We start from the raw sequence: 15,273 nt of genomic DNA on the forward strand, positions 1-15,273 counted from the left end.
AGCACTCCATGAACATCGACCCCACCCAGCCCTGGGGCGTGGCCATCGACTACGCGGGCCGCGCCACCGTCACCGAGAACGGCCACACCCTCTCCGTACGCGTCTACGACAACAGCCTGGGCAACACCGTCCAGCGCGACCCGGTGACCGGGCAGTACCCGGCGGTGTACGTCACCGCCGAGGTCACCGAGAAGGGCACCGGCGACGCCGTCCTGCGCGGCTCCGGCCTCGTCATCGTGGACGCGAAGGACGGCGCCCCGGCCGCCCCCGACCAGACCGCCGCCCAGCGGGCCGTGACCGCCGCCCTCGCCGACTTCGAATCGCGCCGGGCCGCGTACGCCGCACTGTGCGCCACCTGGGCCCCGCCGGCCCCGGCACCCGCCCCGTAAGACCCCGTACGAAGAAACCGCAGGCCCGCCGGACGCGGGCCTTTCTCATGTCCGGAGGACACCAGATGGCCACTCCCCTCACCGCGGACCGGTTCGTCGCCGCGCTCCGCGCCGAAGGCGTCGACGTCGTCGAGCACCCCGGCTGGCGCACCCACAACCGCAACCACGTCGGCGCCTGGGGCCCCGTCACCGGCGTGATCATCCACCACACCGTCTCCGCCGGCACCGCCAACTCCGTCGAGATGTGCTTCGACGGGTACGAAGGGCTGCCCGGCCCGCTCTGCCACGGCGTCATCGCCAAGGACGGCAGCGTCCACCTCGTCGGCAACGGTCGCGCCAACCACGCCGGCGGCGGCGACCCGTCCGTCCTCCAGGCCGTCATCAGCGAGACGTACGGAGACCGGCCTCCCACCCCGCGCGAGCACCAGGGCAGCGCCGGCGCCGTCGACGGCAACTCCCGCTTCTACGGCTTCGAGTGCATCAACCTCGGCGACGGCACCGACCCCTGGCCGCCCGCCCAGCTCGACGCCATCGAACGGGTCTCCGCGGCCCTGTGCCGCGCCCACGGCTGGGGCGCCCGTTCCGTCATCGGCCACAAGGAGTGGTCGGACTGGAAGGACGACCCGCGGGGCTTCGCCATGCCGACGATGCGCGACCGCGTCCAGGCCCGCCTGAACAAGGCCCCCGCCAAGCCGTCCGCCGACACCGGAAAGCCGGCCGCCCCCCGCCTCCAGCCCTTCCCGGGCACCTCGTTCTTCCGCGCGGAGACGAGCTCCCCGGTCATCACGGCCATGGGCCGCCGCCTCGTCGCCGAGGGCTGCTCCGCCTACACCGTCGGCCCGAGCCCCCGCTGGGGCGAGGCCGACCGGCTCAGCTACCAGAAGTGGCAGCGCAAGCTCGGCTTCCGCGGCTCCGACGCCGACGGCATCCCGGGCGCCGCCTCATGGAACGCCCTCAAGGTCCCGTACGCGAAGTAACCGCAAGGAGCACAGTGATGTCCGATGCCGCCAAGCGCACGGCCCGTACCGTCCTCCAGTCCGCCGTCGGCATCGCCGTCGTCCTCCCCGCCATCGTCGACGCCTCCGGCATCCCCGCGACCCTCCCCTGGGTCGCCGGGGCGCTGGCCGTCGCCGGCGGGCTGGCCCGCGTGATGGCCCTCGACCTGGTGCAGAACCTGCTGCCGTCCTGGCTGCGCCCCACCCGGGACGGTGCCGATGACCGAGCCTGACCCGAACGACCCCGTCGCCGTCGCCCTCGAACTGGAACGGCTCCGCGGCACCCTGGAGGCCGGCTTCGCCCGCGTCGACGGCTCGCTCGCCCTGCTCGTGCAGCGCAGCGACCAGACCGACAAGCAGCTCGCCGACCACGAGGCCCGCCTCGACGACCTGGAACGCGCCCGCTGGCCGCTGACCAGCATCGCCGCGCTGGCCGCAGTGGCGACGGTCGCCGTCACGGCCTGGGAGCTGACCGCGCGCTGAGGCGCGTCCGACCGGGGAGGTCTTCCTGCCGGGCCCCGGCAGGAAGACCTCCCCCACACGACCGGCCCGTGGCCCTGTCGCCCCGGGGCCGTACGGGCGGACACTGCAGAGGAGCTCGACCAGCCGGCGAAGGGGGACCGTCATGGCGACGGACGACGACGTCCAGCTCACCGTCATCGAGTACGGCGCGGTGGCCGCGGAGTACGCCGGAGCCGCGACCCATCCCGACGCGCCCCGGGCGATCGTGGACGACTACGCCATCGTGGTCGACGCCCTCGCGCTCGCTCGCCGGGTCCCCACCGAAGACGTCCCCGCCGTCCTCGCCGTCGGCACCCGGGCGCTGATGCGCGTGCACCGCGCCCTCCTCGGCTAGCCGAAGGAGGGCCACGAACGCCGAAGGGCGGCACCCCGGTCGGGGTGCCGCCCTTCTTGGCGTCTATCGCCGCCTAAGAGGCATACGACTTACTGGTTGTACGGACCGTAGTCGTAGTCCTCCAGCGGAACGGCCTGGCCGGAGCCCGAGCCGAACGGCGAGTAGTCGATGTCGTCGTAGCCGACGGCCGAGTACATCGCGGCCTTGGCCTCCTCGGTCGGCTCGACCCGGATGTTGCGGTAGCGGGACAGACCCGTACCGGCCGGGATGAGCTTACCGATGATGACGTTCTCCTTGAGGCCGATGAGGCTGTCGGACTTGGCGTTGATCGCCGCATCCGTCAGGACTCGGGTCGTCTCCTGGAAGGAGGCGGCCGACAGCCAGGACTCCGTCGCCAGCGAGGCCTTGGTGATACCCATCAGCTGCGGACGGCCGGAGGCGGGGTGACCGCCCTCGGTGACCACACGACGGTTCTCGGTCTCGAACTTCGAACGCTCGACCAGCTCGCCCGGCAGGAGCTCCGCGTCGCCGGACTCGATGATCGTCACACGGCGCAGCATCTGCCGGATGATGATCTCGATGTGCTTGTCGTGGATCGACACGCCCTGCGAGTTGTAGACCTTCTGGACTTCGCCGACCAGGTGGACCTGGACCGCGCGCTGACCGAGGATCCGGAGCACGTCGTGCGGGTTGGTGGCACCCACGGTGAGCTTCTGGCCCACCTCGACGTGGTCGCCCTCGCCCACGAGCAGACGGGCACGCTTCGAGATCGGGAACGCCGTCTCGTCGGTGCCGTCGTCCGGGGTGACGACGATCTTCTTGGTCTTCTCGGTCTCCTCGATGCGGACGCGACCGGCCGCCTCGGAGATCGGGGCGACACCCTTCGGCTGCCGGGCCTCGAAGAGCTCGACGACACGGGGCAGACCCTGGGTGATGTCGTCACCGGCCACACCACCGGTGTGGAAGGTACGCATCGTCAGCTGGGTACCGGGCTCACCGATGGACTGGGCGGCGATGATGCCGACCGCCTCACCGATGTCGACCAGCTTGCCGGTGGCGAGCGAACGGCCGTAGCAGAACGCACAGGTACCGACGGCGGACTCACAGGTCAGGACCGAACGGGTCTTGACCTCCTCGACGCCCGCGTTGACCAGGGCGTCGATGAGCACGTCACCCAGGTCGACGTTGGCCGGCGCGATGACCTTGCCGTCGACGACGACGTCCTCGGCGAGCATCCGCGCGTACACGGAGGTCTCGACGTCGTCCGTCTTCCGCAGGACACCGGCCTCGTCCTTGGCCGCGATCCGCAGCTTCAGACCGCGCTCGGTGCCACAGTCCTCCTCGCGGATGATGACGTCCTGCGAGACGTCCACCAGACGACGGGTCAGGTAACCCGAGTCGGCGGTACGCAGGGCGGTGTCGGCGAGACCCTTACGGGCACCGTGCGTCGAGATGAAGTACTCGAGGACGGAGAGGCCCTCACGGAACGAGGCCTTGATCGGACGCGGGATGGTCTCGTTCTTCGCGTTCGACACCAGACCACGCATACCGGCGATCTGCCTCATCTGCATCATGTTTCCTCGGGCACCCGAGTCAACCATCATGAAGATGGGGTTCGTCTTGGGGAAGTTCGCGTTCATCGCCTCGGCGACCTCGTTGGTCGCCTTGGTCCAGATCGCGATGAGCTCCTGCGTGCGCTCTTCCTTGGTGATCAGACCGCGCTCGTACTGCTTCTGGACCTTCTCGTCCTGCGCCTCGTAGCCGCGGACGATCTCCTTCTTCGCCTCGGGAACGACGACGTCGGAGATGGCCACGGTGACACCGGAACGGGTCGCCCAGTAGAAGCCCGCCGCCTTCAGGTTGTCGAGCGTCGCCGCCACGATGACCTTGGGGTAGCGCTCGGCGAGGTCGTTGACGATCTCGGAGAGCTGCTTCTTGCCGACGGAGTAGTCGACGAACGGGTAGTCCTCGGGCAGCAGCTCGTTGAAGAGCGCGCGGCCCAGCGAGGTCTTCAGACGGAACGAGTCACCCTGCTGCCACTCCGGCTCGCCCTCCTCGGCGACCGGGGGAACCCAGCCACGGGGAGCGACGGTGCCGACCGGGAAGCGGATCTCGATCTGCGACTGCAGCGCGAGCTCGCCGGCGTCGAACGCCATGATCGCCTCGGCCGTCGAGCCGAACGCGCGGCCCTCGCCCTTGGTGTCACGGAGATCGCCGTCGGTGGTGAGGAAGAACAGACCGAGGACCATGTCCTGGGTCGGCATCGTCACCGGACGGCCGTCGGCGGGCTTGAGGATGTTGTTCGAGGACAGCATCAGGATGCGGGCCTCGGCCTGCGCCTCCGCGGAGAGCGGCAGGTGGACGGCCATCTGGTCACCGTCGAAGTCCGCGTTGAACGCGGTGCAGACGAGCGGGTGGATCTGGATGGCCTTGCCCTCGACCAGCTGCGGCTCGAAGGCCTGGATGCCGAGGCGGTGCAGCGTGGGCGCACGGTTCAGCAGGACCGGGTGCTCGGCGATGACCTCTTCGAGGACGTCGTACACGACCGTGCGGCCGCGCTCGACCATCCGCTTCGCCGACTTGATGTTCTGCGCGTGGTTCAGGTCGACCAGGCGCTTCATCACGAACGGCTTGAAGAGCTCCAGCGCCATGGCCTTCGGCAGACCGCACTGGTGCAGCTTGAGCTGCGGGCCGACGACGATGACGGAACGCGCGGAGTAGTCCACACGCTTGCCGAGCAGGTTCTGACGGAATCGACCCTGCTTGCCCTTCAGCATGTCGCTGAGGGACTTCAGCGGACGGTTGCCGGGGCCCGTGACCGGGCGACCACGACGGCCGTTGTCGAAGAGGGCGTCGACCGCCTCCTGGAGCATCCGCTTCTCGTTGTTCACGATGATCTCGGGGGCACCGAGGTCGAGCAGACGCTTCAGACGGTTGTTGCGGTTGATCACACGGCGGTACAGGTCGTTCAGGTCGGAGGTCGCGAAGCGGCCACCGTCCAGCTGCACCATCGGACGCAGGTCCGGCGGGATGACCGGGACGCAGTCGAGAACCATGCCCTTGGGGCTGTTCGCGGTCTGCAGGAACGCGGAGACGACCTTGAGGCGCTTGAGCGCACGGGTCTTCTTCTGGCCCTTGCCGGTACGGATGATCTCGCGGAGGCGCTCGGCCTCCTCCTCCAGGTCGAAGGACTCGAGGCGCTTCTGCAGCGCCGCGGCACCCATCGAACCGTCGAAGTACGTGCCGAAGCGGTCACGCAGCTCGCGGTAGAGGAGCTCGTCGCCCTCCAGGTCCTGGACCTTGAGGTTCTTGAAGCGCGACCAGACCTCGTCCAGACGGTCGATCTCGCGCTGCGCACGGTCGCGCAGCTGCTTCATCTCGCGCTCGGCACCCTCGCGCACCTTGCGGCGCACGTCGGCCTTGGCGCCCTCGGCCTCGAGCTCGGCGAGGTCGTTCTCGAGCTTCTTGGCGCGGGCCTCCAGGTCGGAGTCGCGACGGTTCTCGATCTGCTGGCGCTCGACGGAGACGTGCGCCTCCAGGGAGGGCAGGTCACGCGTACGACGCTCGTCGTCGACGTACGTGATCATGTACGCCGCGAAGTAGATGACCTTCTCCAGGTCCTTCGGGGCGAGGTCGAGCAGGTAGCCGAGGCGCGACGGAACGCCCTTGAAGTACCAGATGTGGGTGACGGGGGCGGCGAGCTCGATGTGGCCCATCCGCTCGCGGCGCACCTTGGCGCGGGTGACCTCGACGCCACACCGCTCACAGATGATGCCCTTGAAGCGGACGCGCTTGTACTTGCCGCAGTAGCACTCCCAGTCCCGGGTCGGACCGAAGATCTTCTCGCAGAAGAGTCCGTCCTTTTCGGGCTTCAGGGTGCGGTAGTTGATGGTCTCCGGCTTCTTGACCTCGCCGTGGCTCCACTGACGGATGTCGTCAGCGGTGGCCAGACCGATCCGGAGCTCGTCGAAGAAGTTGACGTCGAGCACTATGCGTCAATCCCTCTCAGGGTTGTAAGGCTGTGGGGTCTGATACGGGGGTCCTGGGGCCGGCGGGGGCTCATCGCTGAGCCCCCGCCGGACTCCCGTCAGACCTCTTCGACGCTGCTCGGCTCGCGCCGGGACAGGTCGATGCCGAGCTCCTCCGCTGCGCGGAAGACGTCCTCGTCGGTGTCGCGCATCTCGATGGACATGCCGTCCGAGGACAGCACCTCCACGTTGAGGCACAGGGACTGCATCTCCTTGATGAGGACCTTGAAGGACTCGGGGATGCCGGGCTCAGGGATGTTCTCGCCCTTGACGATGGCCTCGTAGACCTTCACGCGGCCGGTCACGTCGTCGGACTTGATCGTCAGCAGCTCCTGGAGGGCGTACGCGGCGCCGTAAGCCTCCAGCGCCCACACCTCCATCTCACCGAAGCGCTGGCCACCGAACTGGGCCTTACCACCCAGCGGCTGCTGGGTGATCATCGAGTACGGGCCGGTCGAACGCGCGTGCAGCTTGTCGTCGACCAGGTGGTGGAGCTTGAGGATGTACATGTACCCGACGGAGATCGGGTCCGGGAACGGCTCGCCGGAGCGGCCGTCGAACAGGCGCGCCTTGCCGGACGGGAGCACCATGCGCTCGCCGTCGCGGTTCGGGATGGTGTGCTGGAGCAGACCCGCGAGCTCGTCCTCACGCGCACCGTCGAAGACCGGGGTCGCGACGTTGGTGCCGGGGGCGACCTGGTCGGCGCCGATCGCCTGGAGGCGCTGCGCCCACTCGTCCGCGAGACCGGAGACGTCCCAGCCGCGGCTGGCGAGCCAGCCGAGGTGGATCTCCAGGACCTGTCCCGGGTTCATTCGGGACGGGACACCCAGCGGGTTGAGGATGATGTCGACCGGGGTGCCGTCCTCGAGGAAGGGCATGTCCTCGATCGGGAGGATCTTGGAGATGACACCCTTGTTGCCGTGACGGCCGGCGAGCTTGTCACCGTCGGTGATCTTGCGCTTCTGGGCGACGTAGACGCGGACCAGCTGGTTCACGCCCGGGGGAAGCTCGTCGCCCTCCTCGCGGTCGAAGACGCGGACGCCGATGATCTTGCCGATCTCGCCGTGCGGCACCTTCAGCGAGGTGTCACGGACCTCACGGGCCTTCTCACCGAAGATCGCGCGGAGCAGGCGCTCCTCCGGGGTCAGCTCGGTCTCGCCCTTCGGGGTGACCTTGCCGACCAGGATGTCGCCGGCGACGACCTCGGCACCGATGCGGATGATGCCGCGCTCGTCGAGGTCCGCGAGGACCTCCTCGGAGACGTTCGGGATGTCCCGGGTGATCTCCTCGGGGCCGAGCTTGGTGTCACGGGCGTCGACCTCGTGCTCCTCGATGTGGATCGAGGAGAGGACGTCGTCCTGCACGAGGCGCTGCGACAGGATGATCGCGTCCTCGTAGTTGTGGCCCTCCCACGGCATGAACGCCACGAGGAGGTTCTTGCCGAGCGCCATCTCGCCGTCTTCGGTGGCGGGACCGTCGGCGAGGACCTGGCCCTCGATGACGCGCTGCCCCTCGTCCACGACGACCTTCTGGTTCACAGAGGTGCCCTGGTTGGAGCGGGAGAACTTGTGCAGGCGGTACGTGATGTACGTGCCGTCGTCGTTGGCGACCGTGATGTAGTCGGCCGACAGCTCCTGGACGACACCGTCCTTCTCGGCCTTGAGCACGTCGCCGGCGTCGGTGGCGCAGCGGTACTCCATGCCGGTGCCGACGAGCGGGGCCTCCGACTTAATCAGCGGGACGGCCTGACGCATCATGTTCGCGCCCATGAGGGCACGGTTGGCGTCGTCGTGCTCGAGGAAGGGGATCATGGCGGTCGCGACCGACACCATCTGGCGCGGCGAGACGTCCATGTAGTCCACGTCCGAGGGCTCGACGTAGTCGACCTCGCCGCCACGCTTACGGACCAGGACGCGCGGCTCGGTGAAGCGGAGCTCGTCGTTCAGGGTCGCGTTCGCCTGGGCGATGACGAAGCGGTCCTCCTCGTCGGCGGTGACGTAGTCGACCTCGTCGGTGACCTGGCCGTCGACGACCTTGCGGTACGGCGTCTCGATGAAGCCGAAGGGGTTGATCCGGCCGTACGAGGCGAGCGAACCGATCAGACCGATGTTCGGGCCTTCGGGGGTCTCGATCGGGCACATGCGTCCGTAGTGGGACGGGTGCACGTCTCGGACCTCGAAGCCGGCCCGCTCACGGGAGAGACCACCGGGACCCAGCGCCGAGAGACGACGCTTGTGCGTCAGACCCGACAGCGGGTTGTTCTGGTCCATGAACTGGGACAGCTGGCTGGTGCCGAAGAACTCCTTGATGGAGGCGACGACCGGCCGGATGTTGATCAGGGTCTGCGGCGTGATCGCCTCGACGTCCTGGGTGGTCATCCGCTCGCGGACGACGCGCTCCATACGAGCCAGACCCGTGCGGACCTGGTTCTGGATGAGCTCGCCGACGTTGCGCAGACGACGGTTGCCGAAGTGGTCGATGTCGTCGGGCTCGACGACGATCTCGTTGCCGTTCTCGCCGACCGTCTCGGTCTCGCCCGCGTGGAGCTTCACGAGGTACTTGATCGTGGCGATGATGTCGTCGGTGGTGAGGACACCGGCGTCCAGCGGCTCGTCGGCGCCGAGCTTCTTGTTCACCTTGTAGCGGCCGACCTTCGCGAGGTCGTAGCGCTTCGGGTTGAAGTAGAGGTTCTCGAGCAGCGTCTGAGCGGCCTCACGGGTCGGCGGCTCGCCCGGACGCAGCTTGCGGTAGATGTCGAGCAGCGCGTCGTCCTGGCCCTGGGTGTGGTCCTTCTCCAGGGTGGCGCGCATCGACTCGTACTCGCCGAACTCCTGCAGGATCTGCTCGGTGGTCCAGCCGAGGGCCTTCAGGAGGACGGTGACGGACTGCTTGCGCTTGCGGTCGATGCGGACACCGACCAGGTCGCGCTTGTCGATCTCCATCTCCAGCCAGGCACCCCGGGACGGGATGATCTTGGCGGAGAAGATGTCCTTGTCGGACGTCTTGTCGATGGAGGAGTCGAAGTAGACACCGGGGGAACGGACCAGCTGCGACACCACGACACGCTCGGTGCCGTTGATGACGAAGGTGCCCTTGCTGGTCATGAGCGGGAAGTCGCCCATGAAGACAGTCTGGGACTTGATCTCGCCGGTCTCGTTGTTGGTGAACTCGGCGGTGACGAAGAGCGGGGCGCCGTACGTGAAGTCACGGTCCTTGCACTCGTCGATCGAGTTCTTCGGCGGCTCGAAGCGGTGGTCGCGGAAGGTCAGCGACATCGACCCGGAGAAGTCCTCGATCGGGGAGATCTCCTCGAAGATCTCCTCCAGACCGGACTTCGTGGGGACGTCCTGTCCCGACTCAAGGGCAGCCTCGACGCGAGCCTTCCAGGCGGCGTTGCCGAGCAGCCAGTCAAAGCTCTCGGTCTGCAGCGCGAGGAGGTTCGGAACCTCGAGGGGCTCCTTGATCTTTGCAAAGGAGATGCGCAGCGGGGCGGTGCTTGCGCCGTTGTTCGTATTGGTCGAGGCGTTGCGCGAGGCGGCCAAGAGGGGGTCCTTCCGAGGGCTCGGACTCACTACGCGCGTACCGGTCCCCAGCAACGCTTCACGGCAGACGTTTCCTGAGATGACCAAAAGGCCAGGTCAGACGGGGTCGGTCCACGAAGCTGATGCGAAGGTATGCCCCTGGTGACGGGCAGGAGGCAGCTAACAGGCAGCGCAAAGGGTCAGTGTAGCCACTTGGCTCACTGATGTCCAGGGCGACTTCTTCGCGACCCTCGTTGCTCTCAACTCCGCGGTACCTCGCGCCGTGCGGCGCACCTCGATACTGCCCGTTCAGTCGTCGATCCATGCCTCGGAAACGGATCGTTGTGACGACGCGTCCTGAGAATTGCGCGCTGCGTGCGGTTCGTCAAGGCCCCCCGGTCTGCGGGGCGCACGGCGAAGATCACCATACTCCGCTCCCGGCGGCCCGCAGGACCCCCGCCACGCCCGTTTCCCGGGAACGCCGAAAGGCGACCACCCAGATGGGTGATCGCCTTTCGATGCCCCCGCGTTACACGGGGGCAGGAGTCAGCTCAGCGAGCCGAAACGGTCTTACTTGACCGTGACGGAGGCGCCGGCGGCCTTGAGGGACTCGGCAGCCTTCTCGGCGGCCTCCTTCGCGACCTTCTCGAGGACCGGCTTCGGGGTGCCGTCGACGAGGTCCTTGGCCTCCTTGAGGCCCAGGGAGGTGAGCTCGCGCACGACCTTGATGACCTGGATCTTCTTGTCGCCGGCACCCTCGAGGATGACGTCGAACTCGTCCTGCTCCTCGGCGGCGGCGGCACCCTCGCCACCACCCACGGGGCCGGCGGCAACGGCGACGGCCGCGGCGGCGGTGACGTCGAACTTCTCCTCGAAGGCCTTCACGAACTCGGAGAGCTCGATGAGGGTCATCTCCTCGAACTGGGCGAGGAGGTCGTCCTGAGAGAGCTTCGCCATGATGGGCGATCCTTCCACTAATCTCGGCAGGTGCCGATGTGTCTATAGAGGCGGGCGTAACGGCCCGCTACGACCCGCGCACTAGGCGGCGCGGATCAATGCGCGAGCCGAATTACTCGGCACCGCCCTGCTCGGCGAGCTTGACGCGAAGCGCTTCCGCGGTGCGGACGAACTTCGACGGCAGCGCCTGGAAGAGCGAGGCAGCCTGAGACTGCTTGCCCTTGAACGCGCCGGCCAGCTTGCTGAGCAGAACCTCGCGGGACTCGAGGTCCGCAAGCTTCTTGATGTCGTCGGCGGAGAGAGCCTTACCGTCAAGGACACCAGCCTTGATGATGAGGTTCGGGTTCTCCTTGGCGAAGTCACGCAGGGCCTTCGCCGACTCCACCGGGTCACCGGTGACGAAGGCGACCGCGGTCGGACCAGCGAAGTGCTCGTCCAGTGCGGTGATCCCGGCCTCGTTGGCCGCAATCTTGGTCAGCGTGTTCTTCACCACGGCGTACTGGGCGTTCTCACCGAGCGAACGACGCAGCGTCTTGAGCTGCGCGACGGTGAGACCCCGGTACTCGGTCAGCACGGCGGCGTTGGAGCTCTGGAACGCGTCCTTGAGCTCGGCCACCGATGCAGCCTTGTTGGGCGTCGGCATAGTGCTTCAGCCTCCTTCCGGGTGATGAGGACCGCTCAGAAGGGGACTGAACAAAACAAAACGCCCCGGGCGCAGGCGCACGGGGCTGAGCTCGACCGAACATAAGTCCGGGAACTTTCCACAGTCACCTGCGCGGGTCGTCCGTCGTGAGCGGATCCTTCGGCCACCGCACCCGGTAAGGGCACAGCAACGACCAGCGGTCTTTGGCTTCTGTGGAAGCGTACGTGATGGCCCGGGCCAGGAGCAAATCAGCCCCTACCGAGGCGCTTCAGGAGATCCACGAAGGCGACGGTCTCGCCGGCGGGCGGGGCCTGGACAGCGGCCTCGGCGCCGAATTCGGAGTACTTCGTGGTGAGCGAGGTGCTGGTCCCGTCGGCCTCCGAGGCGACGCGGGTCTCCATCGGGTAGCCGTCCGCGCCGATCCAGACCTGCACGAACGTGCCGTCGGGAAGCTCGCCCTCGTACCCCTGCGCCCCCTTGAAGTCGCCGCGCGTGCCGGGGCCGAGGTGCTTGACCGACGACGACCCGGCGAGGAGGCCGAGCTCCTTGGGCAGGTCCATGCTCGCGGCCGTCAGACCGCCGGTCAGCTGGACCATCAGCTCGTCCCCGCCGGCAGCGCCCCCGGTCTCCACCTTCAGCCAGCGCTTGCCGCCCGTCTGCGCGGTGAGCCCCTTCCCCAGGTCCACATAGGTGGCCTCGCCGGCCGTGACCACGCGCGTCTCGACGGGAGCGCCGGGGATGTCGGCCAGGTACGACGAGTCGAAGACCTTCAGGTCGGCGGTCACGGGACCCCACGCCTGGACACCGGTGAACGTGCTGCCGCCGGGCGCCTTCTCGCCCCCCACGGTGAGGCGCATCTCGACCTTGGCGCTCTTCGCCGCCGAGGTCTTGGCGTACGCGGCCCGGACGGCCTTCGCGGCCTCCTCCGGGCTCTGCGCGGCCTGCGCGCCCGGCTGCGCCGTCGCGGAGGCCCCGGCCGCCTTCGTACCGCCGTCGCCGTCCTGGCAGCCCACGGCACCCGCCACGACGGCGAGGGCCACCGCGGCGTACCTCCATCGGGATCCGCTCTTCACTCTTCCCCACCCCTGGTTTCGACGTCCTGCGTCCTACAAGAAACCGGCCCCGCACCTCCGGAGAGGTGCGGGGCCGGTTGACCACTCAGCGAGCCTGATGGGGCTCGGCCCGGCTAGACAGCAGCCGGGTCCTCCTCGACGAGGAGGTTACGGGTGCGGTTGGAGTCCAGCGGGATGCCGGGGCCCATCGTCGTGGTGAGGGCGGCCTTCTTGATGTAGCGGCCCTTGGCGGCGGACGGCTTCAGACGGAGGATCTCCTCCAGAGCCGCGGCGTAGTTCTCGACCAGCTTCGTGTCGTCGAAGGAGACCTTGCCGATGATGAAGTGCAGGTTCGAGTGCTTGTCGACGCGGAACTCGATCTTGCCGCCCTTGATGTCGTTGACAGCCTTCGCGACATCGGGGGTGACGGTGCCGACCTTGGGGTTCGGCATGAGACCACGCGGGCCGAGGACGCGGCCGAGGCGGCCGACCTTGCCCATGAGGTCCGGGGTGGCCACAACGGCGTCGAACTCGTTCAGGCGGTTGCCCTTGGAGATCTCGTCGATGAGCTCGTCGGAACCGACGATGTCGGCGCCCGCGGCGATCGCGGCCTCGGCACGGTCACCGGTCGCGAAGACCAGGACCCGGGCGGTCTTACCGGTGCCGTGCGGGAGGTTCACGGTGCCACGGACCATCTGGTCGGCCTTGCGCGGGTCGACGCCCAGGCGGAAGGCGACCTCGACGGTGCCGTCGAACTTCGTGGTGGCGGTCTCCTTCGCGAGGCGGACGGCCTCGAGGGGAGCGTAGAGCCGCTCGCGGTCGATCTTGGCGTCCGCGTTGCGGAGAGCCTTGCTGCGCTTCACTGCTTCTCCTGTTGGTTCAGGTATGGAGTCGTGGTGCGGGCCGCGCCGGCCCTACCACTAGGTCAAACGGGGGGGTGATCAGCCCTCGACCGTGATGCCCATGGAACGGGCGGTGCCAGCGATGATCTTGGACGCGGCGTCCAGGTCGTTGGCGTTGAGGTCGGGGAGCTTGACCGTGGCGATCTCGCGGACCTGGGCGGCCGTGAGCTTGGCGACCTTGGTCTTGTGCGGCTCGCCGGAGCCCTTCTCCACACCCGCGGCCTTGAGGATCAGCTTGGCGGCCGGCGGAGTCTTGGTGATGAAGGTGAAGGTGCGGTCTTCGTAGACCGTGATCTCCACCGGCACGACCATGCCACGCTGCGACTCGGTCGCGGCGTTGTAGGCCTTGCAGAACTCCATGATGTTGACGCCGTGCTGACCGAGCGCGGGGCCGACCGGCGGGGCCGGGTTGGCCGCACCGGCGTTGATCTGGAGCTTGATAAGCCCCGTGACCTTCTTCTTCTTGGGAGGCATTGCTCTCTCCGGGTCCTAGTGAGAGTGTTCAGCCCGCCTTCCGGTCATCCGGATGCAGGCATACCGCACAACGATAACGGGTATAGACGTGCGGCTAAAAACCGAGCAGGTCAGAGCGGCTGCGAGAGCCACTCTGACCTGGTCGGAAGACGGTGAGATCAGTTCTTCTGGATCTGGTCGAAGCTGAGCTCGACCGGGGTCTCGCGACCGAAGATCTCGACGAGGCCCTTGACCTTCTTGGAGTCCGGGTTGATCTCGTTGATCGTGGCCTGGAGCGTCGCGAACGGGCCGTCGGTGACGGTGACCGAGTCGCCGACCTCGAAGTCCAGGACCTGGACCTCCAGCTTGCGGGCCGGAGCCGGCTTGCCCTCGGCCTCGGCGGCCTCGCGGGCGGCCTTCTCCTCGGCCTCCGGAGCGAGCATCTTGACGATCTCGTCCAGGGTCAGCGGGTACGGGTCGTAGGCGTTGCCCACGAAGCCGGTGACGCCGGGGGTGTTGCGGACGACGCCCCAGGACTCGTTCGTCAGGTCCATGCGGACGAGAACGTAGCCGGGGAGCTTGTTCTGCTTGACGTTCTTCCGCTCGCCGCCCTTGATCTGGACGATCTCTTCCTCGGGGACCTCGGCCTGGTAGATGAAGTCCTCGACGTTGAGCGAGACGGCGCGCTGCTCGAGGTTGGCCTTCACGCGCTTCTCGTAGCCCGCGTAGGTGTGGATGACGTACCACTCGCCGGGGAGGGTGCGGAGCTCCTCGCGGAGCGCGGCGACCGGGTCGACCGGGGCGGCCGGCTCGGCCTCCTCCTCGGTCTCCTCCTCGTCGGCCTCGACCTCGGCCTCGACGGTGTCGTCCTCGTCGGCCTCGTCCGCAGCGTCCTCGTCCTCGTCGATCTCGTCGACCTCGACGTCCTCGTCCGCAGCGTCCTCAGCAGCGTCGACCTCGACGTCCTCGACGTCCTCGTCGGCGGCCTCGACGATGTCCAGCTCGTCCTCGACGGACTCGGACTCGAAGGCGTCGTTCAGGTTCGCGTCAGACACGGTGGCTGCTTCTTCCTGCGATACAGATGGGTGGAACAAAAAGTCAGCCGAAGACGTACTTGACTGCTTCCTGGAAGCCATAGTCAATCACGGTGACAAGGCCGATCATGATGACGACGAAGACAATCACCACGGACGTGTACGACGTCAGCTGGTTGCGCGTGGGCCAGACGACCTTGCGGAGCTCCGCGATGATCTGGCGGTAGAAGAGCGCGAGACGGCCCAGAGGGCCCTTCTTTCCGCGCTTGCCGCCCTTACGGGACTTCTTCTTCGACTCGGCGGTCTCGTCATCGGCATCAGGCATGTCGATGGAGCCTACGGCGTCCGTCACGATCTCTCACCTGATTCCGGGTCGGCCGTGCCGCGCCCGGGTGGAGCCGCACGGCGGTGCAATGAAGTACGTACACATGCGCACAACACCT

The 15,273-nt window shown here is 67.6% G+C and carries 14 protein-coding genes; 5 read left to right on the plus strand and 9 right to left on the minus strand.

All coding sequences use genetic code 11. The features are described 5' to 3' along the window. Nucleotides 1-8 precede the first annotated feature (8 nt). The 5 genes from ACFYX3_RS03515 to ACFYX3_RS03535 all read left to right on the plus strand — a co-directional run bounded on the left by ACFYX3_RS03515 (nt 9) and on the right by ACFYX3_RS03535 (nt 2,240). Nucleotides 9-389, plus strand: coding sequence for an ATP-binding protein (locus ACFYX3_RS03515; protein WP_376594805.1), 381 nt, complete (start codon nt 9-11; stop codon nt 387-389). Nucleotides 390-454: 65 nt separating this feature from the next. Then, entirely contained in the window at nt 455-1,366 is a 912-nt protein-coding gene (locus ACFYX3_RS03520; protein ID WP_389007551.1) for a peptidoglycan-binding protein, read from the plus strand. 17 nt (nt 1,367-1,383) lie between these two features. Next, nucleotides 1,384-1,617 (plus strand): hypothetical protein, encoded by a 234-nt coding sequence (locus ACFYX3_RS03525; protein WP_389007553.1) that lies wholly within the window; start codon nt 1,384-1,386, stop codon nt 1,615-1,617. After that, a complete protein-coding gene (locus tag ACFYX3_RS03530; protein WP_376594808.1) occupies nt 1,604-1,867 on the plus strand; it encodes a hypothetical protein in 264 nt (87 codons plus the stop codon). The genes ACFYX3_RS03525 and ACFYX3_RS03530 overlap by 14 nt, the downstream gene beginning before the upstream one ends. 142 nt (nt 1,868-2,009) lie before the next feature. After that, complete coding sequence (locus tag ACFYX3_RS03535) at nt 2,010-2,240, plus strand: hypothetical protein (RefSeq protein ID WP_389007555.1); 231 nt, start codon at nt 2,010-2,012, stop codon at nt 2,238-2,240. Between the two features lie 89 nt (nt 2,241-2,329). On the opposite strand, the gene ACFYX3_RS03540 is transcribed toward ACFYX3_RS03535, so the two are convergent. The 9 genes from ACFYX3_RS03540 to secE form a co-directional block, all read right to left on the minus strand. Next, complete coding sequence (locus ACFYX3_RS03540) at nt 2,330-6,229, minus strand: DNA-directed RNA polymerase subunit beta' (RefSeq protein WP_389007557.1); 3,900 nt, start codon at nt 6,227-6,229, stop codon at nt 2,330-2,332. A gap of 98 nt (nt 6,230-6,327) precedes the next feature. After that, nucleotides 6,328-9,810 carry a DNA-directed RNA polymerase subunit beta gene (gene rpoB / locus ACFYX3_RS03545; RefSeq protein WP_116159375.1) on the minus strand — a complete coding sequence of 1,161 codons (3,483 nt, stop codon included), beginning with the start codon at nt 9,808-9,810 and terminating at the stop codon, nt 6,328-6,330. Nucleotides 9,811-10,359: 549 nt separating this feature from the next. Continuing rightward, nucleotides 10,360-10,746, minus strand: a complete 387-nt coding sequence (gene rplL / locus ACFYX3_RS03550; protein ID WP_359507742.1) for a 50S ribosomal protein L7/L12 — start codon at nt 10,744-10,746, stop codon at nt 10,360-10,362. Nucleotides 10,747-10,858: 112 nt separating this feature from the next. Beyond that, nucleotides 10,859-11,389 carry a 50S ribosomal protein L10 gene (gene rplJ / locus ACFYX3_RS03555; RefSeq protein WP_030687887.1) on the minus strand — a complete coding sequence of 177 codons (531 nt, stop codon included), beginning with the start codon at nt 11,387-11,389 and terminating at the stop codon, nt 10,859-10,861. A gap of 248 nt (nt 11,390-11,637) precedes the next feature. After that, nucleotides 11,638-12,429, minus strand: a complete 792-nt coding sequence (locus ACFYX3_RS03560; RefSeq protein ID WP_389007561.1) for a hypothetical protein — start codon at nt 12,427-12,429, stop codon at nt 11,638-11,640. A 146-nt stretch (nt 12,430-12,575) separates the two neighbouring features. Continuing rightward, nucleotides 12,576-13,304 carry a 50S ribosomal protein L1 gene (gene rplA, locus ACFYX3_RS03565; RefSeq protein ID WP_389007563.1) on the minus strand — a complete coding sequence of 243 codons (729 nt, stop codon included), beginning with the start codon at nt 13,302-13,304 and terminating at the stop codon, nt 12,576-12,578. 78 nt (nt 13,305-13,382) lie between these two features. Then, complete coding sequence (gene rplK / locus ACFYX3_RS03570) at nt 13,383-13,817, minus strand: 50S ribosomal protein L11 (protein WP_030687894.1); 435 nt, start codon at nt 13,815-13,817, stop codon at nt 13,383-13,385. A gap of 158 nt (nt 13,818-13,975) precedes the next feature. Next, nucleotides 13,976-14,851 (minus strand): transcription termination/antitermination protein NusG, encoded by an 876-nt coding sequence (gene nusG / locus ACFYX3_RS03575; RefSeq protein WP_389007566.1) that lies wholly within the window; start codon nt 14,849-14,851, stop codon nt 13,976-13,978. A gap of 43 nt (nt 14,852-14,894) precedes the next feature. Beyond that, nucleotides 14,895-15,182 carry a preprotein translocase subunit SecE gene (gene secE / locus ACFYX3_RS03580; protein WP_359507751.1) on the minus strand — a complete coding sequence of 96 codons (288 nt, stop codon included), beginning with the start codon at nt 15,180-15,182 and terminating at the stop codon, nt 14,895-14,897. Nucleotides 15,183-15,273: the final 91 nt, after the last annotated feature.

This window comes from Streptomyces sp. NPDC002463 (assembly GCF_042889835.1).
Taxonomy (GTDB): Bacteria; Actinomycetota; Actinomycetes; order Streptomycetales; family Streptomycetaceae; genus Streptomyces; species Streptomyces nymphaeiformis.